Origin of the sequence: Demequina silvatica (assembly GCF_000971215.1) — a bacterium.
In the GTDB taxonomy this organism is placed as follows: Bacteria; Actinomycetota; Actinomycetes; order Actinomycetales; family Demequinaceae; genus Demequina; species Demequina silvatica.
Window position 1 is genome coordinate 702,840 of sequence record NZ_BBMA01000002.1, and the last position, 21,093, is coordinate 723,932.

Here is a 21,093-nt window from a genome sequence, read left to right on the forward strand (position 1 = left end):
TCAGGTACGCGAAAGTGCCTGAGGTCTCCTTCGCCGCTGATGCGGCGCCCGCCCGGGAGGATCCACGGAGATCTCGTACTGACCGGAACGGGGCTTGAGAAGTACTCCCCTCGGTGGACAAGAGTAAGGGATGCGCGGCGCTTGTGCACCTCTCCACACGCGTTCGCGGGTGAATCGCTTCATTGACGCGTCTCGCGCCGCAGAACACGGGTTCTCGGTGGAGAGGTGCACATCTGGTGTGGAGAGGTGCACGCGGGCGGGGTCAGAGCAGCGCGCGGAACGCCTCCGCCGCCCGCTGCGGCGCGCCCTCGCCGAGCGCGAGGAACAGGCTCGGCTCGGTCAGCTCGAGCTCGAGCACCACGGGCCCGTCCGCGGTGGGCAGCAGGTCCACGCGCACGAACGCGAGGCCGGGGTGGCCCAAGCCGGGCAGCGCCGCGATGATGCGGTCCGCGAGGTTCCGCTCGGCCTCCGTCGCGGTGGTCGCCACCACCTTCTCGTCGGCGTACAGGCCCGTCTCCCACGACATGTCGCGCGACAGGATCGCGGCCTTGCGTGCGGCGTGCGAGAAGCGTCCTCCCAGGTAGACCAGCGCGGTCTCGCCCGCGGTGTCGACCTCGGCGAGGTACGGCTGGATCATCGCGACCTTGCCCTGCGCGTGCAGCGCGTCCACGTGAGCGAGGGCCGCGTCGGGCTCCCCGTCGAACAGCCGCGCCCCGTTGGAACCCGCGCCCACCGACGGCTTCACCACCAGGTGCCCGTCCAGGGCGACCACCGCATCGTCCACCCGCTCGCCCGGCGCCACGAACGTGGTGGGCACCGTCGGGAAGCCGGCCGCCGCCAGGTCGCCCAGGTAGCGCTTGTCGGTGTTCCACTCGACCGTCGCGACCGGGTTGAGCAGGCGCGTGAGGGACGATGCGGCGCGCGCCCACGCGAGGAAGTCGCCCAGGCGGTCGTGGTAGTTCCAGGTGCTGCGCAGGATCGCGACGTCGTACGCCGACCAGTCGACGGACGGGTCGTCCCACGCGACCAGCGCCGCCTCGGGCAGGTGCGGGAGCAGCAGGTCCTCGTCGGCGTCGGGGACGGACAGCTCGAGCGTGGTGACGATGGCGATGCGGGCGGTCATGCGGACAACCTAGCGCCCGGCGTGGACGGCCCCGCGCGGCGCCGAGGCGCGGCTACCCTCACGGTCAGGAGGTGGCGATGCCGCGCTGGGGTTCTGTGCTCGCCGCGACCGCTGGCGCGGTCGTGGGCGCCGTCCTGCTGTACGGCTCGTACCTCACTGTCGCCCCGCTGGTGTCGCAGGAGAGCGCGGCCGCCGAGCCCGCCGCATCGTCCACCCCCACGCCCAGCGCGTCGCCCACCGCGACCGCCGCCACCGAGCCCGCCGGCTGCGACTGGGAGGCGCTCGCGAACCGCGACAGGCCGCCGTACGTCAAGGGCGACGCCGACGGCATGCCGCGCGCCCGCGAGATGACCGACGCGACGTGGGAGTGCGTGGGCGACGGATGGACCGTGGAGGTCCGCTCCGCGGGGGACGATGCGTGGGTCCCGGGGGTCGCGCAGGCCCTGTACCTCGTGGCGCCGGGAGGCGACCTCCTCAAGCTGTACGACCTCCGCACCGACGTCGCGGTCGAGGTGCTCGAGGCCGACCTCGACGCGCGCCTCGCGTGGACGGCGCGGCACTCCGCGGGCGACGGCTTCCAGGTGGTGCAGGTGGGCCTCGACACCGGGGACTCGACGGTCGAGTGGGGCGGGAGCGCCATCCCGGATCCCCAGGTGGGCCGCGATGGCACCGTGTGGAACGTGCGGCCGATCGGGGACTTCGCGTCGGGCGGCACCCTCTGGGGCGGGTACTCGCCGTACGGGGACCTGCAGTCGCTGTTCGTGCGCGAGGCGGGCGCGGACTTCACGGGGTTCGCGGCGCAGAAGCCGTTGGACAACCTCATCGAGGACGGCGCGGTCAACCACCGCGGCGACCCGGGCGTCGAGGCCTGGCTGAACCAGGAGGGCACGCTCGCGGTGTTCCTGGCGCAGCGGCTCGACCGCTCGGTGAAGAACCCCGGCTCCAAGGGGACAGGCACGTGGGTGGTCGCGGACCTCGAGAGCGACGAATGGCGCGTCGAGACCGCGACCCTGCCCCGGCTGCTGTGCCGGCCCGCCCCAGGCACGTACGCGCCCGGCGCCTACGAGGACCCGGGCGCGCTGCAGGCCGTCTGCACCAAGGGCGACCGCGAATCCGTGTACCGGCTGAGCGTGGGCGGCGACCCCGAGGAGGTCGAGAGCTTCGGCCCGTGAGGACCGCGCCGTGAGCCCCCTTACGTTCGCCGAACCCGCGCTCGCCTAGGCTGGTCCGGCCGACCGCGACGCGCATGGCGCGCGCGGCCACGGCCCGCTCGAGAGGAGGCCCGCGTGAGGGTGCTGGTGGTCGAGGACCACGCTGTCCTCGCGCGCGAGGTCGCGACGGGGCTGCGCCGCGTGGGCCTGGCGGTGGACATCGCGCGGGACGGCGCGGAGGCGCTCGAGAAGGCCGCCTCCAGCGCGTACGACGTGGTGGTGCTCGACCGCGACCTGCCGCGCGTGTCCGGCGACGACGTGTGCCGCACCCTGACCGCCGCCCCGGAGCCGCCGCGCATCCTCATGCTCACCGCCGCGGGGCGCCTCGAGGACATCGTCGAGGGCCTCGGGCTCGGCGCCGACGACTACCTGGCGAAGCCGTTCGCGATGGCGGAGCTCGCGGCGCGGGTGCGGACGCTCGGCAGGCGTGCGGGCGCGGCGCCGCGCCCCTACGTGCGCATCGGGGACCTGGAGATCCGGCCCGACGAGCACGTGGTCACCCGGGGCGAGCGGGCGATCACGCTGTCGCCCAAGGAGTTCGGGGTCCTCGAGGTCCTCGCCGCGCAGCCCGGCCGCGTGGTGTCCTCGGAGACGCTGCTGGAGAAGGTGTGGGACGAGTACGCGGACCCGCTCACCAACGCCGTGCGGGTCACCATGGTCACCCTGCGGCGCAAGCTGGGCGAGCCCGCGATCATCGAGACCGTCAAGGGCGTGGGCTACGTGCTGCGCGGGGAGGGCGGCTCATGACCATCCGCGTGAAGCTGACCGCGCTGTTCGCGCTGCTGTTCGTGGTGCTCGCGGGCGTGCTGGTCACCACCGCCTACCTCTTCGTGGCGAGCGCCACCACCCCCGAGGCGCAGCAGGCCGAGCGCCAGCAGCTGCTCGAGGAGGCGCTCGAGGAGCAGGGCCTCACCGCCCCCGGCGCCCCGGACGGCGGCCCGATGCCGTCCGCGCGGCCGGACGACGCGGTGGCGCTGGCGCTCGAGCAGATCGCGCAGCAGGCGCGCCAGAACGTGCTCGACGACCTGCTGACGCGCTCGCTGGTGGCCTTCGCGCTGTCCGCGCTCATCGCGGTCGGGCTCGCGTGGTGGCTCGCGGGGCGCGTGCTGCGTCCCATCGACGAGATCTCGCACGCCGCGAGCACCCTGTCCGAGCGCACGCTGGACCGGCGGCTGCCCGAGGCCGGCGCCGACGACGAGTTCATGCGGCTGCGCCGCGCCTTCAACGGGATGCTCGCGCGCCTCGAGTCGGCGTTCGACTCGCGCCAGCGCTTCGCCGCGGACGCCTCTCACGAGCTCCGCACGCCGCTGGCCGTGCTGCGCGCCTCCGCCGACAACGTGCTCACCTCCGCGCGCCCGTCCCGCCAGGCGCGCGAGCTCGCGGAGAAGGTCGAGCAGCAGGTGGGCCGCGCCGACTCGCTCATGACCAGCCTCCTCACGCTCGCCCGCGCCGACGACGTGATCCACACCCGCCAGCCGGTGGACCTGGCCGATGTCGCCGCCGAGGTGGTGTCCGGCGCCTCCCCGCGCGCGACCGAGGCGGGGCTGGTGATCGACCTCGACCTCGCCGACGCGCCCGTGCTGGGCGACCCGGTGCTCCTCGAGCGCCTGGTGGCGAACCTGGTGGACAACGCGCTGCGCTACAACGCCGGGGCGGGCGGCTGGGTCCGGTGCCGCGTGTGGAGCGCGAACGGGCGGGCCTTCCTCGAGGTGTCCAACTCGGGCCCCCGGCTCGCGTCCGCCGAGATCCCCGCGCTGTTCGAGCGCTTCTCGCGGGGCGACCAGCGCTCCGAGGTCGCAGGTCACGGGCTGGGCCTGCCGATCGTGGCGCGGGTCACCCAGGTGCACGCGGGCGTCATCGACGCGTGGCCGGGCGAGGAGGGCGGCCTGAGCATCCGCGTGTCCCTGCCGGCCCGCGCGGACGGCGACGGCTAGGACCCGCCCGGCCCGCGCATCGTCCCCGCGCCCGCGGCGGTGGACGCGTCCGTCGCGTCCGCCTGGACGGAACGCAACGCCGTCCGCGTCACCATCGTGGTGCCGGACACCAGGTCGCTGAGGGAGCGGCGGTCGCGCCGCGCGATCACCGTGAGCAGCTCCGCGACGAGCACCACCGGCAGCAGCGACGGCACGATCCCCCAGGTCGCCCACCGCACCGCCCAACGCAGCACCACCCGCGCGAGCGGCGGTCGCGCGGCCCCGTCCGCGACCGCCGGGGCGACGTCGAGCAGCAGCTGGCCCGGGGTGGTGCGGTCGCGGGTGAGCAGCGAGGGCATGAGCACCACGGCGGCGCCCGCGGCGAGGCCCAGCAGGACGGTCACCACGGGCTCCGCGAGCACCCGCTCGGCGTGCGCGAGCGTGGTCCGCGCAGCGAGCACCTCGAGCAGCGCCGCGGACGCCACGAAGGTCGCGGTGCCCACCAGCAGGAGGTCGACCATGAGCGCGGCCGCGCGGCGCGTCACGCCCGGAGGCGCCAGGTCGGGCGTCGCGACCGGGTTCGCGAACGCCGCGCGTGCGACCACCCGCGACAGCGCGAGGCCCACGGCGCCGCCGGCGGTGTTGAGGAGGAGGTCGTCGACGTCGAACAGCCGGTACGGGCACGGGTAGATCCCGAACAGCGCGGTGCCCTGCGTCAGCTCGATGAGCAGCGACGTCGCGCCGCTCACCAGGATCACCGCCGCCCCGCGCCATCGCGTCACCTGGTGGAGGAAGAAGCCGTACGGCACGAACAGCAGCACGTTGAGCGCCACCTGCAGGAACGCGAAGCCCGCCAGCGCGCCCAGGAACCCTCCGGACTCCACGGCGTCCCCGATGGGCAGGATCGAGCCCAGCGGCGTCAGCTGCCACGTGGACGTGAACGGCTCGCCGGTGCAGGCGACCTGTCCCGGCTGCGGCAGCGGGAACACGGTGAACGCGGCGAGCGCGCAGCCGGCGCCGAGCAGCCCGACCGCGCTCAGCAGCGGCCACGCGGGGAGACGGCCGTATCTGCGCACCACCACGCCGAGCGCGGGCAGCATCGCGAGGGGCAGGAGCGCGACCATGAGGACGGCCGTGATGAGCGTGTCGACGTGGAGGTCGGGGCCCATACGGCCAGCGTAGGGGGACGATGCGCGGGCCGGGCGGGATATCCGGCGTCGGCGTCCCAGGGGGAGGGAGCGGGACGCCGACGCTCGGAAGGGGGTGCGGCTCGGGCGGCCAAGTCCCCGGATGGTCGCCCGAGCCACGATCTGCCGGCCGGCTGCGATGCCGTGCCGTAAACCCTGTGTCTACGACGGTAGTGGCGGTCGGGGCCGGTTCCAGGGGACCTAGGTCCCGTCGTTTCCGAAGGGTCGCGCGCGGCTACATGTGGGGAGGCGTCGGGGGCTGCTCGACGGCCTCCTCGCGCTCCGACGGCGGCGGTGCGTCCGCGAGCCGGGCGGCGTCGCCGCGCTCGGTGCTGCGCTTGAGGATCCCGGCGCTCGCGAGCACCAGCACCAGCGCGAGGCCGGCGCCCGCGGCGGACATCCCCAGGCCGGCGCGCGAGCCGTTCGACTCGATCAGGCCGCCCGCGAACCACGCGCCGAACGCGACCCCGACGCCCATGCCGATGCGCAGCCACGCCATGCCCTCGGTGATCTGGTCGCGACGCACCACGCGCTGCACCACGGTGTCCGCGTTGGTGAGCGTGGGCGCGATGGTGAGGCCCGCGATGAGGCCCAGGCCGGCGAGCCACCACACGTTGGGCGCGAGGGCCAGCGCGCCGAAGCTCACGGTCATGAGCATCGCCATCACCACGGTGCGCTTCCACAGGGGCGCGCGCCAGTGGCGGGCGCCGTAGAGGAGGCCGCCGATGAGCGAGCCGGCGGACACGATCGCGATGATGATCCCGGACAGGGTCTGGCGCCCGGCCTCGTCCGCGAACGCGACCACGGAGATGTCGAACGCGCCGAACATCGCGCCGATGCCGAGCGACACGAACGCGACCGCGATGACCGCGCCGGGCAGGCGCAGGCCCAGCGAGCCCGCGGAGCCGCCCTCGCGGGGGGCGGGCTCGGTGCCCGTCTGCGCGAGCAGGATGGTCATGCCGATCACGAGGCCCGCGAGGCACACCACCACGCCGAGCGGCGGCCACACCAGCGTGGCGAGGATGGTGGCGAGCGCCGGGCCGGACACGAACAGCACCTCGTCGAGGGCGCCCTCGAGCGCGAACGCGGTGTGGATGTCGCGGTCGGAGTGGAGCAGGTGGGACCAGCGGGCGCGCGTGAGCGAGCCCAGCGGGCCCTGGATCGACGCGATCGCGACCGCGAGCCACAGCGCCCACTCGGGGCCCTGGTTCATCGCGATGAGGATCGCCGCGGTGGCGCCGAGCACGAAGATGAGCGTGAGGGGGATCATCGCCCTGCGCTGCCCGATCCGGTCGACGAGCCGTGCCGTCGGGACGGTCTGCGCGGCCCACACGAGGGTGCCGACCGCAGCGACACGGCCGGCCATGGCGTAGCTGTCGTACTGCAGCTGGACCATGAGGATGACCGAGATGTTGAACATCGAGATGGGCAGGCGCGCCAGCAGGCCCGCGGCGGCGAAGGCCTTCGCGCCGGGGTGGGCCAGGATCACGCGGTAGTTGTCGAGCACCAGGGAATGCTCTCACCACGGCGGGCCGGTTGCGATCCGACGAGCGGCCGTCCTAACGCGCGCCGGGCTCCTCATCGCCCTCGGCGGCGTCCTGCTGCTGATCCGTCGCCGGGGCTGAGCCGTCGAGCGTTCCCGGGCCGCCCTCGCCGGCGGCGCGGGGCGGCGGGAGCGTGCTGCGGTGGCGGCGTCGGCGATCCTGGAGCACCAGCGCCGTCGCGCCGCCGATGAGCACGACCGCGGCGAGCGCGACCAGGCCCCAGCGCAGCAGCGGACCCCAGTCGCGCTCGACCGTCGCGCCGCCGACGATCCGGATGGAGTCGGACGCGAGCAGATCCGTCAGCCCCAAGGTCACCGTGTTGCCGGCGACCTCGCCCGCGGTCGCCTCGCGCACCAGGCCGGGGAAGGTGAAGGAGACGCCCACGTCGACGGTGCCCTCGACCAGCGCGAGCTGGTCCACCGGCACTCCGGCGTCGGCGAGCCCGCTCGCCGCGCCGGTCGCGATCTCGACCACGTACGCGTCGCCCTCCCGGGTCACCGCGGTGCCGCCGGTGAGCGGCGAGGCGCCCGCCGCATCGTCCACTCCCTCGAGCGGGACGTCGGTGACCGTGATCTCCACGCCTTCGCGGCCGTCCTCGTCGGCGTAGGCGGCGACCTCGACCGCGCCCGGGAACTCCTCCTCGAGCGGCTGGAGCCGCTCGCGCACCGCGTCGGGGTCGAGCAGCGCCTCGACGTCGAGGGCGTCGGGGTCCACGCCCTCGGGGAGGTCCTCGCCCAGGCCCGCCAGCTGCTGCTCGAGCGCGGTGCGCGCCTGGTCCGTCATCGCGATGACGGCGTGCTGGGTCACGGTGTCGTGCTCGCCGAGGGTCGTCTCGGTCGTGACCCTCACGCATCCGGTGAGGGCGACCGCCCCGACCGCGAGAACGGCCCCCAGCCCGCGCATCGTCCCTATCCCTCGAGGGCCTCCGCGACCACCTCGCGCGCGGCGTCCTGGACCTCGCCCAGGTGGGCCTGCGACACGAAGGACTCCGCGTAGATCTTGTAGACGTCCTCGGTGCCGGACGGGCGCGCGGCGAACCAGGCGTCCGCGGTGGTGACCTTGAGGCCGCCGATCTTCGCGCCGTTGCCCGGCGCCGCGGTGAGCTTCGCGGTGATGGGCGAGCCGGCGAGCGTGGTCGCGGGCACCTTCTCGGGGGACAGGGCGCCCAGCCGCGCCTTCTCCTCCTTGCTGGCGGCCGCGTCGACCCGGGCGTACCAGCTCTCTCCCAGGCGGTCGACCAGGCCCGCGTGCAGCGCGGACGGCGACTCGCCGGTGGTCGCGATGATCTCGGACGCGAGCAGGGACAGGATGAGGCCGTCCTTGTCGGTCGACCACACGCGGCCGTCGCGGCGCAGGAACGAGGCGCCGGCGGACTCCTCGCCGCCGAACGCGATGTCGCCGCTGAGCAGGCCGGGCACGAACCACTTGAAGCCCACGGGCACCTCCACCACGGGGCGTCCCAGGTCGCGTCCCACGCGGTCGATGAGGCTCGACGACACCAGGGTCTTGCCGATGCGCGCGTTCGCGGGCCACTGGGGGCGCGCCCCGCCGTAGAGGTAGGCGATCGCGGCGGCGAGGTAGTGGTTCGGGTTCATCAGGCCGCCGTCGCGGGTGACGATGCCGTGGCGGTCCGAGTCCGCGTCGTTGCCCGTCGCGACGTCGTACGGGGCGTCCGCGCCCTCCATGACGTGGCGCAGGCTCGCCATCGCGGACGGGGACGAGCAGTCCATGCGGATCTTGCCGTCCCAGTCGAGGGTCATGAAGGCCCACGCGGGGTCGACCTTGGGGTTGACCACCGTGAGGTCGAGCTTGAACTCCTCGCCGATCGCGCCCCAGTAGTCCACCGCGGCGCCGCCCAGCGGGTCCGCGCCGATCCGCACGCCGGCCCGCGCGATCGCGTCGAGGTCGATGACGCTGGGGAGGTGGTCGAGGTAGAGGTCGAGGAAGTCGAAGCCCTGCGTGGTGTCCGTGGACTGCGCCTTCTTCAGCTGGAAGCGCGGCACCTGGCGCCAGCCGCCCGCGAGGAGCTCGTTGGCGCGGTCCGCGATCCAGGAGGTCGCGTCCGTGTCCGCGGGGCCGCCGTGGGGCGGGTTGTACTTGAAGCCGCCGTCGCGCGGCGGGTTGTGGGAGGGCGTGATGACGATGCCGTCAGCGAGGCCCCGGCCGGAGGTCCGCAGGCCGGTCTCGGACACCGCGCCGTTGGCGACCAGGATCGCGAGGGAGATCGCGGGGGTGGGGGTGAAGCCGTCGCGCGCGTCGATGCGCACCTCGACACCGGCGGCCGCGAGCACCTCAAGCGCAGTCTCCTGGGCCGGGCCGGACAGCGCGTGCGTGTCCTTGCCCATGAACAGCGGGCCGTCGACGCCCTGGTCGCGGCGGTACTCCACGATCGCGGCGGTGATCGCGACGATGTGCGCCTCGTTGAACGCGGTGTCGAACGCGCTGCCGCGGTGGCCCGACGTGCCGAACGCGACCCGTTGCGCGGGGACCGTGGGGTCCGGCACCAGGTCGTAGTACGCCCCCAGCAGGGCGTCGACGTCGATGAGGTCCTCGGGAAGGGCACGTGTGCCCGCGCGCTCATGCATGGGGCCTACTCTTCCATGCCCCTCCGACGGTCGCCAGGCCTCCCGTCCCGGTCAGGATCGGGTAAAGGCTTGGCAAGGGGTGGTACCAGGGCGGGTCACGTGTCGCTAGGCTGGTGAGCGTGTCACGAGCTGAGGGCGGCGAGCCGAGGAAGGTGCCTGCTGACGCGCTCGCGCGCGCCCGGGCCCGCCGCGCCCGCGGACGCGGGAACGCCCCCGTGCCAGGGCCGTCGGTCGCGGCGCTGATCGTCGCCCACGATCAGGCGCGGCGGATCGCGGCCACCGTCCGCGCCGCGCTCGCGATCCCCGGCGTGGACCTGGTGCTGGTGGTCGACGACGGCTCGACCGACAACACCCAGGAGCTCGCGCGCCGCGCCGGCGCCGTGGTGGTCCGCCACTCCCACGTGCGCGGCCGCTCCGCCGCGGTGGAGACCGGCGCCTCCGTCATCGCGATGCGCGACGAGCCCGACCGCGTCCCCCGCGCGATCCTCCTGCTCGACCCGAACCTGGGCCACTACGCGATCGGGGCGGCGCCGCTGGTGCCCGCCGTGCTCGAGGGCGTGTGCGACCTCGCGGTCGCGCTCACCGACGCGCAGGCCATCGCCCCCGGCGTGCCCTCGCGCATCGCCCGCACCGCCGTCGAGCACGCCACCGGCTGGTCGCCCCGGCAGCCGCTCGGCCGCATCCGCTGCCTCACCCGCGAGGCGCTCGAGGCGTCCATGCCGCTCGCGCGCGGCAACGGCCTGGAGCCGGCGATGACGCTCGACGTGCTCCACGCCGGGCTCACCATCACCGAGGTCGAGTGCGACATCCGGCACAAGGGTCCGTCGATCGAGGACCGCACGCCCGTGGGACGGGCGAACCGGTACCGTGAGGTGCTGCTCGCGACCAGCGCGAGGCGCATCAAGGGCCGGGTCGCCACCGCCCGCACCGCCATGGGCAACCGCCTGCGGCCGGAGCGCGACGAGGCCCCGGAGATCGGGGAGGACGCGTGACGCTGCCGCGGTACGCCTACCTGGGACCCTCCGGCACCTTCACCGAGGCCGCCCTGCTCGCGATGGTCGACCCTGCCGAGGTCGAGGCCGTCCCCGCCGTGGACGTCCTCTCCGCGCTCGCGGCGGTGCGCGCCGGCGACGTGGACTTCGCCGTGGTGGCCATCGAGAACACGGTCGAGGGCGGCGTCACCGCCACGCTCGACACCCTCGCGACCGGCGACCCGCTGGTGATCCTGGGCGAGGTGGTGCTCCCCGTGTCCTTCGAGCTGGTCGCCCGCCCCGGCACCGCGATCGAGGACGTCCGCGCGGTGTCCGCCCACTCGCACGGCCTCAACCAGTGCCGCCGCTGGCTCGCCGCGAACCTGCCGGGCGCCGCGCAGATCGCCGCGTCCTCCAACGCCGCCGCCGCCGGGGAGCTCGCCGCCGGCGACGCCGCCTTCGAGGCCGCTCTCGCCCCTCCGGGACTGGGCGCCCGCCTGGGGCTCGAGGTGCTCGCGGCCGGCGTCGCGGACAACGTCCACGCGGCCACGCGCTTTGTCAAGGTGGGCCGCCCCGCCGCGGTCCCGCCGCCCACGGGCGCGGACAAGACCACGCTCGTGGTGCACCTGCCCGACGACCGCGCCGGCGCGCTCCTCGCGATGCTCGAGCAGTTCGCGGCGCGCGGGGTCAACCTGTCGCGCATCGAGAGCCGTCCCCTGGCGGACCGCCCGGGCGAGTACTCCTTCTCCATCGACGCGCTCGGCCACATCGCGGAGCCGCGCGTGTCCGAGGCCCTGCTGGGCCTCAAGCGCACCAACCCCGTGGTGGTGTTCCTCGGCTCCTACCCCGCGGCCTCGGGCTACCCGACGCCCGTCACGCCCGGCACCTCCGAGGAGGACTTCGCCGAGGCGCGCGCGTGGGTCCAGGCCCTGCGCTCCGGGCGGCACTAGACGGGGTGCCTGCGGGGACGGTTGCGGGGTGGCGTGTGCCGTCGCCCGGGCCGCCGCTCGGGCCGCCGCCCGGGCCGCCGCGCGGGCCGTCCGCCGTCGCACTGATAGGGGAGTGCAGACCGCGGGCCTGACCTCTGGTGCCGCGTATCAACGGAGCGCGGGCGCGACATGCCGCGTTCCGGTGACACCCTGGAGCTCGCACACCAGCGTGTGCGCACCTCGATGTGTCACGCTCGCACGTGTACCCCCGTGTGTCAGCGGAGGGCACCGCGGGACGATGCGCGGGCCGGGTCAGCCCGCCTGCGTCGCCTCCGCGTCGGCGACGGCCTCCTTGCCGGACGTCCCCGTGGCAGGAACGCGCAGCACGAGCGCGCCGGGCTGGACCTCCGCGAGGATCCGGGTCGCACGCCCGAGCGCCTCGCCGTCGACCTGCACCTTCTGCGGCTCGGCCACCTTGATCTCCACGGTGCTGCCGCGCACGTGGTCGATCCGCGACGTGCGCCACACCCGCTGATGCCACGGCTCGCGGATCCCCGCGCCCTGCGCGACCACGGTGCCGAACAGCTCCGTCCAGCCTACGATCCCGCCGCGCGCGTCGAGGGTCGCGATGTCGATGCGGCCGTCGTCGAAGCTCGCGTCCGGGATCAGCTGGATACCCGCCGGCAGGCGCCCCACGTTCGCGATGAGCACGGTGCGCATGCGGCTGGTCTGCGGCTCGCCGTCGTCCACGGTGATCCGCGCCTCCATGCGCTTGCCCAGGTGGCGCACGGCGGCGAAGAAGTAGGCGACCCACCCGAGCCTGCGCTTGAGGTTGTCGTCCGCGCCGGCCACCATCTCCGCGTCGAGGCCCGCGCCCGCGATCACCAGGAAGATGTGGCGCTCGCCCTCCCCGTCGCCGTCGGGAGTGCGCACCAGCTGGAGCCAACCGACGTCCGCCGTGCGCTCGGCGCCGTCGAGCGCAGTCCGCAGCAGCGCCGCCGTGTCGCCCAGCGGCAGGTCGAGGTTGCGCGCGAACAGGTTGCCGGTGCCCATGGGCATGATCGCCATGGGCACGCCGGTGCCGGCCACCGCCTCCGCGACCGCGCGTACGGTGCCGTCGCCGCCCACGGCGACCACCAGGTCCGCGCCCGCGTCGATCGCCTCCTTGGCGATGTCCCGGCCCGGATCGTCCGGCGTGGTGTACAGCCACATCGGCTGGGGCAGGTAGCGGATCGCGCACGCGCGCAGGGCCTGCTCGCGCAGCTCCGCGACGCCGTCCTTGGTGGGATTCGCGATGAACGCGACGCGCTCGCGGGCGTCCGAGCGCGCCGTCGCCGCGCCGAGCTCCATGGTGGGCATGGGCTTGATGAGCAGCAGGCGGCGCCACCGTCGCGGCACCGCGACCGGATCGCGCTTGCCGATGTGGCGCGTGACGCTCACCACCAGCGCGAGACCCGCGACCGCGACCAGCAGGGCTATCAGGGAGATCACGAGCGCGGGGGTCATGAGGAGAGCGTACGTCCGCCGTCGATAGACTGACCCGCATGATCGACCTCAAGCTCCTGCGTGCCGAACCCGACGTCGTGAGGGAGAGCCAGCGATCCCGCGGCGACGACCCGGCCGTGGTGGACCAGGTCCTCGAGGCGGACGCCGCGAACCGCGCCGCCCTCAAGGAGTTCGAGGTCGCCCGCGCCGAGCAGAAGGCGATCGGCAAGGACGTGGCCCGCGCCCAGGGCGAGGAGAAGCAGGCCCTGCTGGCCCGCACCAAGGACCTCGCGGCGCGCGTCAAGGAGCTGCAGGCGACGGCCGATGCGGCGTCCGCCCGCGCGGTCGAGCTCGCCCGGTCCCTGGGGAACATCCCCGAGCCGGGCGTCCCGGCGGGCGGCGAGGACGACTTCACCGTGCTGCGCCACGTCGGATCGCCGCGCGACTTCGCGGCGGAGGGCATCGAGGTGCAGGACCACCTCGCGCTCGGCGAGGGGCTCAAGGCCATCGACATGGAGCGCGGCGCGAAGGTCTCCGGCGCGCGCTTCTACTTCCTCACCGGCATCGGCGCTCGCCTGGAGCTCGCCGTCCTCAACGCCGCGATGGACCTCGCGTACCGTCGCGGCTTCAGCCCGATGATCACCCCGACGCTCGTGCGGCCCGAGACCATGGCGGGCACCGGCTTCCTGGGCAAGCACGCCGAGGAGATCTACTTCCTCGAGCGCGACGACCTCTACCTGGTCGGCACCTCGGAGGTCGCGCTCGCGGGCTACCACGCGGACGAGATCCTCGACCTCGACGCCGGCCCGCTCCGCTACGCGGGCTGGAGCGCCTGCTACCGACGCGAGGCCGGGTCCGCCGGCCGCGACACCCGCGGCATCATCCGCGTCCACCAGTTCCACAAGGTCGAGATGTTCGCGTACGCGCACGCCGAGGACGCCGCCGCCGAGCACGAGCGGTTCCTCTCGATCGAGGAGGAGATGCTCCAGGCCCTCGAGCTTCCCTACCGCGTGATCGACACCGCGGCGGGCGACCTCGGCTCGAGCGCCGCCCGCAAGTTCGACTGCGAGGCCTGGCTGCCGTCCCAGCAGCGCTGGATGGAGGTCACCTCCACCTCGAACTGCACCACCTACCAGGCTCGTCGCCTCAACACGCGGGAGCGCGTCGAGAACGGCACCGCGCCGGTCGCCACCATCAACGGCACCATCGGCACCACGCGCTGGCTGGTCGCCCTGCTGGAGAACCACCAGCAGGCGGACGGTTCGGTGCGCGTGCCGGAGGTGCTGCGCCCGTACCTCGGCGGCCTCGAGGTCCTCGAGCCGGTGCGCTGAGACCCGCCGTGCCCGTTCACCCGACCGTCACCCGTGCGTGGCCGGCCGTGCCGTCGCACCGTCGTAGGGTCGAGCCATGAACGATCGCGAGCTCCGCCCGCCGCTGTCCCCGGACCTGTGGCGGCTCGTGGGCCTCGACATCGACGGCACGCTCATGCACTGGGGCGGGGAGATCTCGCCCGCCGTCGCGGACGCGGTCGAGCGCGCGCGCATGTGCCGCAACCACGTCATCCTCGCGACCGGCCGCAACATCCTCGGGATGATGCCCGTCGCGCAGCGCCTGGGCATCCGCCGCGGCTGGGCCGTGTGCTCCAACGGTGCCGTCACCGTCCGGCTCAACCCGGCCTCGCCCGGCGGCTACGACATCGTCGAGAAGGTCACCTTCAACCCGCGCGCCGCCCTCGAGCTGGTGCGCGACGAGCTCCCCGACGCCTTCTACGCGGTCGAGGACCTCGGGGTCGGCTTCCTGGTCAACCGCGAGTTCCCCGAGGGGGAGCTGGTGGGCCGCCAGCGCGTGGTCACCGACTTCGACGAGCTCTGCCACGACGAGGCGACCCGCGTGGTCATCCGCGCCCCCGGCGTCGACGTGAGCCACTTCGACGGCCTGGTCCACCGCATCGGCCTCAACGACGTCACGTACGCCGTGGGCTGGTCGGCGTGGCTCGACCTGACCCCGCCCGGCGTGTCCAAGGCCTCCGCGCTCGAGACGCTGCGCCGCCAGCTGGGCGTCTACCCCGACCACACGGTCGCGGTGGGCGACGGCAACAACGACATCGACATGCTCGAGTGGGCCGGGCACTCCGCCGCGATGGGCACCGCGCCCGCCCGCGTCAAGGAGGCGGCGGACGAGGTGGTCGGCTCCGTCGAGGAGGACGGCATCCTCACCGTGCTCGACCGGCTGATCGACCCCGACCGGCTCGCCGTCCTCTAGACGGTCAGGACCACCTTCCCGAACACCTCGCCCGACTCGAGGGCGCGGTGCGCGTCGGCGGCGCGCTCGAGCGGGAACGTCGCGTGGACCACGGGTCGCACGCGCGCGGGCACCAGCGGCCACACCTCCTCGCGCACCCGCGCCACGATGGCCGCGCGCTCGGCGAGCGGCCGCGCCCGCAGCGTGGTGCCCATGACGGTGGCGCGCCTGGCGAGCAGCGCCCCCAGGTCCAGCTCCGCGCGGGCACCCTTCTGCAGGCCGATCACCACCAGGCGTCCGCCCGTGCGCAGCGCGCGCACGTTCGCGCCCAGGTAGGCGGCGCCCACCACGTCGAGGATGACGTCCGCGCCGCCCTGCTCCGCGACACCCGCGGCCCAGTCCTCGCGGTGGTCCAGCGCGACGTCCGCGCCGAGCTCGAGGCAGCGGCGCGCCCGCTCGGCCCCGCCCGCGGTGGCGATCACGCGCATCCCGCGCGCCTTCGCGATCTGGATCGCCGCGGTTCCCACGCCGCCCGATCCGCCGTGTACCAGGAGGGTCTCGCCCGCGCGCGCGTCCGCGGCGTCCAGGTTCGACACCACCGTGCAGCACGCCTCGACCAGCGAGGCGGCCTCGACGTCGCTCACGCCGTCGGGCACGGGCAGCAGCAGCGACGCGTCGACCACCGCGCGCTCGGCGTAGCCGCCGCCGGGAAGCAGCGCGCAGGCGCGGTCGCCCGCGCGCCAGGGGGACGATGCGGGGGCCGAGTCGAGCGTGCCCGCCGCCTCGAGCCCCGGCCAGGACGGCGCCCCCGGAGGGGCCGGATAACGCCCCTGACGCTGCAGGATGTCCGCCCTGTTCACCCCCGCCGCTGTGATCCGCATCACAGCGTCATGCGGCCCAGGAGCAGGCATTTCGACATCTGCCAGGGACAATGCCCCCGGATCACCGGGGGAGGTGACAAGAGTGGCTTTCATCACTTTCTCCGATTTTCTCCGTCATAGTGCGCCGCCCCTATCCTCTCAACACACATCGCGCACGGATGATGGCTCATGTTCCCCCAGGTGCAGCCGATAACCCAGGGGAGCAGCCGCTTGAATCCACGCATAGAGGCGTCACGCCTGTGCGGCGGCTCGGGAGGGGAAGGTCCATGCTTCAGAGGCTCGGCATTCGAGGAAAGCTCCTCGCCGTCGTCATGGTGCCCGTTCTCGTGCTGGTCGCGGCGGTGGCGTACATCTCCGTCACCGCGTCGCGGTCCTACAGCAGCAGCTCCAACGCCGAGCGGCTGGTGGACACGCTGGGGCAGGCGCGCGAGACGGAGGGCGACCTCCAGACCGAGCGCACGGCCGCCCTCACCTACGTCCACGTGATCCAGGACACGAACTCGAAGCTCGTGGACGCCCAGGACGAGGTCACCCGGCGGTGGGACACGCTCGCAAGCGAGGTCGACAAGCTCGACTCGCCCGCCGCGGACTCGCTGCTCGCCTTCGCCGCCGACCAGCTCGGCGGCGCCGGGGCCGACATGCTTCCCGAGGCGCGCGCCGTGAAGATGTCCGCGCCCGAGACCGAGGGCGACTGGGTGGTCATGCCGACCGCCGAGGAGGTCGCCGCCATGGACAAGGAGTACAGCGACGCGTCCCGCTCGCTGGACACCATGTCGAACCAGGCGCCCGAGGAGCTCGACCTCGCCCTCGAGTTCGCCGCGCTCTCCTTCGCCATCGAGCAGGAGGCCGCGTACGCCCACACGCTCTTCTCCGACACCGCCGATCTCCGCGCGACCCTCGAGGCCACTTTCCCCAAGGTCGACAGCGGCCTGGACGACATCGCCGCCGAGGCCGCGACGGTCGAGGCCAACGAGGACAACGCCGCGGCGCTCGCCTCGGTCGCCGCCGGCAGCGCGCTGCGCGACTCGCTTCCCGGGGTCCGCGCCGGCGTCCGCTCCGCGACCCTCTCGCCGTCCGCGATCCTCAAGTACTACACCGAGGTCGTCGACACGTTCGTCGACGCCACCGACGCCGTCGCGCTCGCGGTGCCCGACCGCAACGTCGTCGCGACGCTGCAGGCGTACGGCTCGCTCGACCGCCTGATCGAGCGCGTCAAGTACGAGGGCGACGCGTTCGACCGCCTCATCCGTCAGGGCGCGTTCGTGACCGCCGAGATCGCGAACACCCGGACCATCGTCGAGCGGACCCGCCTCGCGCTCGAGGACGCGCAGGCGCGCGGCATCGGCCTGAGCCCCGCGATCGAGGTGCCGGACTTCGGCGCCTCGGCCAGCTCGACCGGATCGTCGTTCACCACCATCCAGGGTTCCGTGCTCACCGGCCTCGACTCCGCGCTCGCGACGTCGAGCAACGCCGACTGGCCCGCGAAGGTCCAGCTCGAGCTCGACCAGTACATCCCGCTCCGCGAGGAGGCGTGGGACCGCACCACGAGCGCCATCTCGGCGAACTCGCGCAACGCGCTCTCCGCGACGTACCTCACCCTTGCCATCGGTGTCGGCGCCGTCGTCGGCTCGCTGCTCATCGCGTTCGCCATCTCCCGCCGGATCGTCAACCCGCTCCGCCGCCTCACCACGACCGCCTCCGCGGTCCGTGAGGAGCTGCCCCGCCTGGTGGAGCGCGTCGCGCAGCCCGGTGAGGACGTCGACGTCTCGGAGGTCCAGATCACCGTCGAGTCGCAGGACGAGGTGGGACGCCTCGCGGAGGCGTTCAACGGCGTCAACGCGGCCACCATCGAGATCGCGCGTGAGCAGGCCGCCCTGCGTGGCTCGATCTCCGAGATGTTCGTCAACGTCGCCCGTCGCGACCAGGTGCTCCTCAACCGCCAGCTCTCCAGCATCGACGAGATGGAGCGCAGCGAGGACGACCCGGACCGCCTCACGCGTCTGTTCGCGCTCGACCACCTCGCGACCCGGATGCGCCGCAACTCGGAGTCGCTGCTCGTGCTCGCCGGCATCGACACCGGACGTCGCCTGCGCCGCCCTATGCCGCTGTCGGACGTGGTGCGCACCGCATCGTCCGAGATCGAGCTGTACGAGCGCGTCGACCTCGACCTCGTGGTCGACCCCGCGATGCTCGGCCACCAGGCCCTCACCGCCGCGCACCTGTTCGCGGAGCTGCTCGAGAACGCCACCGTGTTCTCGGACCCCGGCTCTCGCGTGGTGGTCCGCACCGGCCGCACCGAGGAGGGCTTCACCGTCGAGGTGATCGACACCGGCATCGGCATGACCGAGGCCGAGCTGGTCGAGGCCAACAGTCGCGTGCAGTCCAGCGCCGCCTCCGAGATCCTGGGTGCGCAGCGCCTGGGCCTGTTCGTGGTCGGCCGCATCGCCCGCCGCCTGGGCGCGCAGGTCGCGCTGTCCTCGCTCGAGGGCCGCGGCACCGTCGCGACCGTGTTCCTGCCGTCCGCGCTGTTCGAGGCGCCCGAGGCGACCGCGCCCGCCGCGACGGCCCCGGCCGCCGGGGCGTACGCCCCCACGGCCGTGGTCGAGGGCGCGAGCCTGTCCGGCCGCGGCGCCGAGGAGCCTGCCGTCACCCCCGCGCCCGTGGCGGTGGCGGAGCCCGAGGTCGCGGCCCCTGCGGTGGAGGACGACGACTCGATCCCCATGCCTGTGGGGCTCGAGGCGCTCATCGCCGCCGACGCCGCGGCCGCCCCGGTGGTCGAGGAGGTGTCCGGTCCCGAGCTGACGTCCGGCACCACCACGGCGGGCCTGCCCACGCGCCGCCGCCGCGACGCCGAGGCACCCGTCGAGGCGCCGGCCGAGCCCGAGCAGACCGGCGTCGGACTGCCCGTGCGTGCGACCGCCGACCAGCTCGACGCGCTCGACGCGGAGGCCTCCGCGTTCACGCCCGCCGTCTCGCCCGCCGAGGTGGCGCCGCAGACGCCGGAGGAGCGCGCGTCCGTGTTCCGCGGGTTCCGTGCCCGCCGCGACGCCGAGCAGCCCGGCGCGGCCGAGCCGCTGCCCGCGGTCGAGCCCCCGGTGATGGCCGAGGCCATCGCGGACGAGGCGCCGACCGAGCCCGCGGCTCCGGTGCTGCCCACCCGTGCGGCCGGCGGTGCGTTCGCCGCGTACGACGCGTTCCGTCGCGCCAGCGAGGCGGCCGCCGAGCAGCCCGCGGCCGCGCCCGAGCCGGCGCCGATGGTCGAGCCCGTGCTCGAGCCGCTGGCCGAGGACGCACCGGTGTTCGAGCCGGAGCCCGCCTTCGCGCCGGCCTTCGAGCCCGTTGCCGAGGAGCCCGAGGTCGTGGAGCCCGAGGTTGCGGAGCCCGTCGAGGAGCCCGCCCCGGCGGTCCCCACGTTCTCCATGCCGAAGCTGGCGACCGCCGAGATCCCCGCTGTCACCGCCGAGCAGATCGCCCCGGCCTCGCCGTTCGCGCGGTCGCCGTACGGCGCGGCCTTCGCGGGTGCCGAGCAGCCCGCGATCACGCCCGCCCCGCTGACACGCCGCGAGCGTGCGGCCCAGGCGATCGAGCCGCAGCCCGAGCCGCAGCCCGAGCCGGAGCCCGCGCCGCAGCCCGAGCGGCAGCTGGAGACCCCGGCGGAGTTCGACGCGCTGTCGATCCCGCTGCTCGAGCCCGAGGACGAGACGCCCGCTGACGAGGCGATCGTGACCGACGCGCCCGAGGCTGCCGAGGCGCCCGCCCCGGTGATGCCGTGGGCGAGCGTGGCCGAGCCCCGCATCGAGGCGCCCGCCGCCTGGCCCGTGCCCGGCGCGCAGCCGATCGAGCCCGTCGAGAACGTCTCGCTGGCCGAGACCGACGAGCCCGCGGCGCCCGCGTTCGCGCCCATCGCCCTGGTCGAGGACCCCGCGCCCGAGGTCGCCGACGCCGTTGCGGCGCCGGAGCCCGAGCCCGCTGCGGAGACCGTGCCCGAGGCGCCTGCCGCGCCGTGGCTCGACGCCGCCGCGTTCGCCGCGGCCGCCGCCGAGCACGAGCACGCCCGCGAGGCCGCCCGTGTCCACGAGGAGACCATCCCCGAGGCACCCGCGGTCGAGGACGCGACCCACGGCGGTCCGAGCATCGACGACATCATCGCGGAGGCCTCCGGACACGAGGCGGGCCGCGAGGGCTTCTTCGGCCGCCTGTTCGGCCGCGGTCGCCGCGACGCCGAGCCGGCAGGCAAGCCGTTCGCCCAGGAGCCCTCCCCGGCGTTCGCTCCCGCGTCCGTCGAGCCCGCGACCCAGCCCGAGGCGTTCCAGCCCGGCGCCTTCGAGCCCGCGGCGCTGCCCGAGCCCGTGGCGCCGGTCGCCGAGACCGTCGCGACGCCCGAGCCGGTCGCGGCCGAGCCCGAACGCGCGTGGGCCACGTCCTTCGAGCCCGAGGCGCCCGCCGCGGACGCGACCCAGGACGCCCCGGCGGAGCCGTACACGCCCTGGACCGCCGCATCGTTCCAGCCCGAGTGGCCGGCCGCAGCGCCGGCTCCTGAGCCCGCCGCCGCCCTCACGCCCGAGCAGCTGGCGGAGGCGCACGGGTGGGAGAGCGCCGGAGCCTCGGCGCTCGCCGCCGCCGGCGAGGAGTCCGTCGCGCAGTCGTACCAGCCCGTGATCGACACCGAGCACTCCTCGGGTCGGGGCTGGGAGGACGAGGTCGACCTGACCCGCGCCGCGTTCTCGGAGCTCAGCTCGCTGTCGGAGTCCCGCCCCCGCGTCGAGAAGACCAAGGCCGGGCTCCAGAAGCGTCGCCGCCCCGAGGCGGCGCCGGTCGAGACGACGCCCCTCGAGGACGAGGTCACCCTCGCCCCCAAGGAGCGCGACGCGGAGGCGGTCCGCAGCCGCTTCAGCAGCTTCTACTCGGGCACCCAGCGCGCCCGCAGCGACGCTGCCGAGCTCGACCTCCACTCGCCCCAGCCGGCGAACGAGTGACCCCATGACCGCCCCCCGCAACCCCCAGGCCTTCCGGCCCCGCACCA

The 21,093-nt window shown here is 74.4% G+C and carries 15 protein-coding genes; 8 read left to right on the forward strand and 7 right to left on the reverse strand.

Annotated features, from left to right (window positions below; translation table 11 throughout):
- Positions 1-262 precede the first annotated feature (262 nt).
- The gene (locus AOM05_RS03300) at positions 263-1,123 is read right to left on the reverse strand and encodes an ATP-grasp domain-containing protein (RefSeq protein ID WP_062519403.1); all 861 of its coding nucleotides are present in this window, start codon (positions 1,121-1,123) and stop codon (positions 263-265) included.
- Between the two features lie 71 nt (positions 1,124-1,194).
- On the opposite strand from AOM05_RS03300, the gene AOM05_RS14550 reads away from it, so the two are divergent.
- The 3 genes from AOM05_RS14550 to AOM05_RS03315 all read left to right on the forward strand — a co-directional run bounded on the left by AOM05_RS14550 (position 1,195) and on the right by AOM05_RS03315 (position 4,268).
- A complete protein-coding gene (locus AOM05_RS14550) occupies positions 1,195-2,295 on the forward strand; it encodes a hypothetical protein (RefSeq protein ID WP_228373186.1) in 1,101 nt (366 codons plus the stop codon).
- A 114-nt stretch (positions 2,296-2,409) separates the two neighbouring features.
- A complete protein-coding gene (locus AOM05_RS03310) occupies positions 2,410-3,081 on the forward strand; it encodes a response regulator transcription factor (RefSeq protein ID WP_062519407.1) in 672 nt (223 codons plus the stop codon).
- The gene (locus AOM05_RS03315; RefSeq protein ID WP_062519408.1) at positions 3,078-4,268 is read left to right on the forward strand and encodes a sensor histidine kinase; all 1,191 of its coding nucleotides are present in this window, start codon (positions 3,078-3,080) and stop codon (positions 4,266-4,268) included. The genes AOM05_RS03310 and AOM05_RS03315 overlap by 4 nt, the downstream gene beginning before the upstream one ends.
- Here the strand turns inward: AOM05_RS03315 and AOM05_RS03320 are convergent.
- From AOM05_RS03320 to pgm, 4 genes are all read right to left on the reverse strand, one after another.
- On the reverse strand, positions 4,265-5,416 hold the full coding sequence (locus tag AOM05_RS03320; RefSeq protein ID WP_062519411.1) for a VanZ family protein: 1,152 nt from the start codon (positions 5,414-5,416) through the stop codon (positions 4,265-4,267). The two genes, AOM05_RS03315 and AOM05_RS03320, sit on opposite strands and share 4 nt — an antisense overlap.
- A gap of 253 nt (positions 5,417-5,669) precedes the next feature.
- On the reverse strand, positions 5,670-6,941 hold the full coding sequence (locus AOM05_RS03325) for an MFS transporter (RefSeq protein WP_062519413.1): 1,272 nt from the start codon (positions 6,939-6,941) through the stop codon (positions 5,670-5,672).
- A 52-nt stretch (positions 6,942-6,993) separates the two neighbouring features.
- The gene (locus tag AOM05_RS03330; protein WP_062519415.1) at positions 6,994-7,881 is read right to left on the reverse strand and encodes an LppM family (lipo)protein; all 888 of its coding nucleotides are present in this window, start codon (positions 7,879-7,881) and stop codon (positions 6,994-6,996) included.
- A gap of 5 nt (positions 7,882-7,886) precedes the next feature.
- Complete coding sequence (gene pgm / locus AOM05_RS03335; protein ID WP_062519417.1) at positions 7,887-9,563, reverse strand: phosphoglucomutase (alpha-D-glucose-1,6-bisphosphate-dependent); 1,677 nt, start codon at positions 9,561-9,563, stop codon at positions 7,887-7,889.
- A gap of 119 nt (positions 9,564-9,682) precedes the next feature.
- Here pgm and AOM05_RS03340 point away from each other — a divergent pair, with 119 nt between their 5' ends.
- Entirely contained in the window at positions 9,683-10,555 is an 873-nt protein-coding gene (locus AOM05_RS03340) for a glycosyltransferase family 2 protein (protein ID WP_228373187.1), read from the forward strand.
- Entirely contained in the window at positions 10,552-11,484 is a 933-nt protein-coding gene (gene pheA, locus AOM05_RS03345; RefSeq protein WP_062519419.1) for a prephenate dehydratase, read from the forward strand. Before AOM05_RS03340 ends, pheA begins: the two co-directional genes overlap by 4 nt.
- A 291-nt stretch (positions 11,485-11,775) precedes the next feature.
- Here the strand turns inward: pheA and AOM05_RS03350 are convergent, their stop codons facing one another.
- Positions 11,776-12,969, reverse strand: a complete 1,194-nt coding sequence (locus AOM05_RS03350; protein ID WP_062519421.1) for a diacylglycerol/lipid kinase family protein — start codon at positions 12,967-12,969, stop codon at positions 11,776-11,778.
- Positions 12,970-13,007: 38 nt separating this feature from the next.
- Between AOM05_RS03350 and serS the strand changes: the two genes are divergently transcribed.
- The gene (serS, locus tag AOM05_RS03355; RefSeq protein ID WP_062519423.1) at positions 13,008-14,279 is read left to right on the forward strand and encodes a serine--tRNA ligase; all 1,272 of its coding nucleotides are present in this window, start codon (positions 13,008-13,010) and stop codon (positions 14,277-14,279) included.
- A gap of 76 nt (positions 14,280-14,355) precedes the next feature.
- Positions 14,356-15,210 carry an HAD family hydrolase gene (locus AOM05_RS03360; protein WP_062519425.1) on the forward strand — a complete coding sequence of 285 codons (855 nt, stop codon included), beginning with the start codon at positions 14,356-14,358 and terminating at the stop codon, positions 15,208-15,210.
- Here the strand turns inward: AOM05_RS03360 and AOM05_RS03365 are convergent.
- A complete protein-coding gene (locus AOM05_RS03365; RefSeq protein ID WP_062519427.1) occupies positions 15,207-16,163 on the reverse strand; it encodes an NAD(P)H-quinone oxidoreductase in 957 nt (318 codons plus the stop codon). The genes AOM05_RS03360 and AOM05_RS03365 overlap by 4 nt on opposite strands.
- Before the next feature lie 173 nt (positions 16,164-16,336).
- Between AOM05_RS03365 and AOM05_RS03370 the strand changes: the two genes are divergently transcribed.
- Positions 16,337-21,046, forward strand: a complete 4,710-nt coding sequence (locus AOM05_RS03370) for a HAMP domain-containing histidine kinase (RefSeq protein WP_169746712.1) — start codon at positions 16,337-16,339, stop codon at positions 21,044-21,046.
- Positions 21,047-21,093 lie beyond the last annotated feature (47 nt).

What these genes read in the sequence shown, in the direction of transcription:
- serS (WP_062519423.1), top strand. Translation starts at nt 13,008, where the DNA reads ATGATCGACCTCAAGCTCCTGCGTGCCGAACCCGACGTCGTGAGGGAG.
- AOM05_RS03300 (WP_062519403.1), bottom strand. Translation starts at nt 1,123, where the DNA reads ATGACCGCCCGCATCGCCATCGTCACCACGCTCGAGCTGTCCGTCCCC.
- AOM05_RS03370 (WP_169746712.1), top strand. Translation starts at nt 16,337, where the DNA reads ATGCTTCAGAGGCTCGGCATTCGAGGAAAGCTCCTCGCCGTCGTCATG.
- AOM05_RS03365 (WP_062519427.1), bottom strand. Translation starts at nt 16,163, where the DNA reads ATGAAAGCCACTCTTGTCACCTCCCCCGGTGATCCGGGGGCATTGTCC.
- AOM05_RS03330 (WP_062519415.1), bottom strand. Translation starts at nt 7,881, where the DNA reads ATGCGCGGGCTGGGGGCCGTTCTCGCGGTCGGGGCGGTCGCCCTCACC.
- AOM05_RS03320 (WP_062519411.1), bottom strand. Translation starts at nt 5,416, where the DNA reads ATGGGCCCCGACCTCCACGTCGACACGCTCATCACGGCCGTCCTCATG.
- pgm (WP_062519417.1), bottom strand. Translation starts at nt 9,563, where the DNA reads ATGCATGAGCGCGCGGGCACACGTGCCCTTCCCGAGGACCTCATCGAC.
- AOM05_RS03350 (WP_062519421.1), bottom strand. Translation starts at nt 12,969, where the DNA reads ATGACCCCCGCGCTCGTGATCTCCCTGATAGCCCTGCTGGTCGCGGTC.
- AOM05_RS03360 (WP_062519425.1), top strand. Translation starts at nt 14,356, where the DNA reads ATGAACGATCGCGAGCTCCGCCCGCCGCTGTCCCCGGACCTGTGGCGG.
- AOM05_RS03315 (WP_062519408.1), top strand. Translation starts at nt 3,078, where the DNA reads ATGACCATCCGCGTGAAGCTGACCGCGCTGTTCGCGCTGCTGTTCGTG.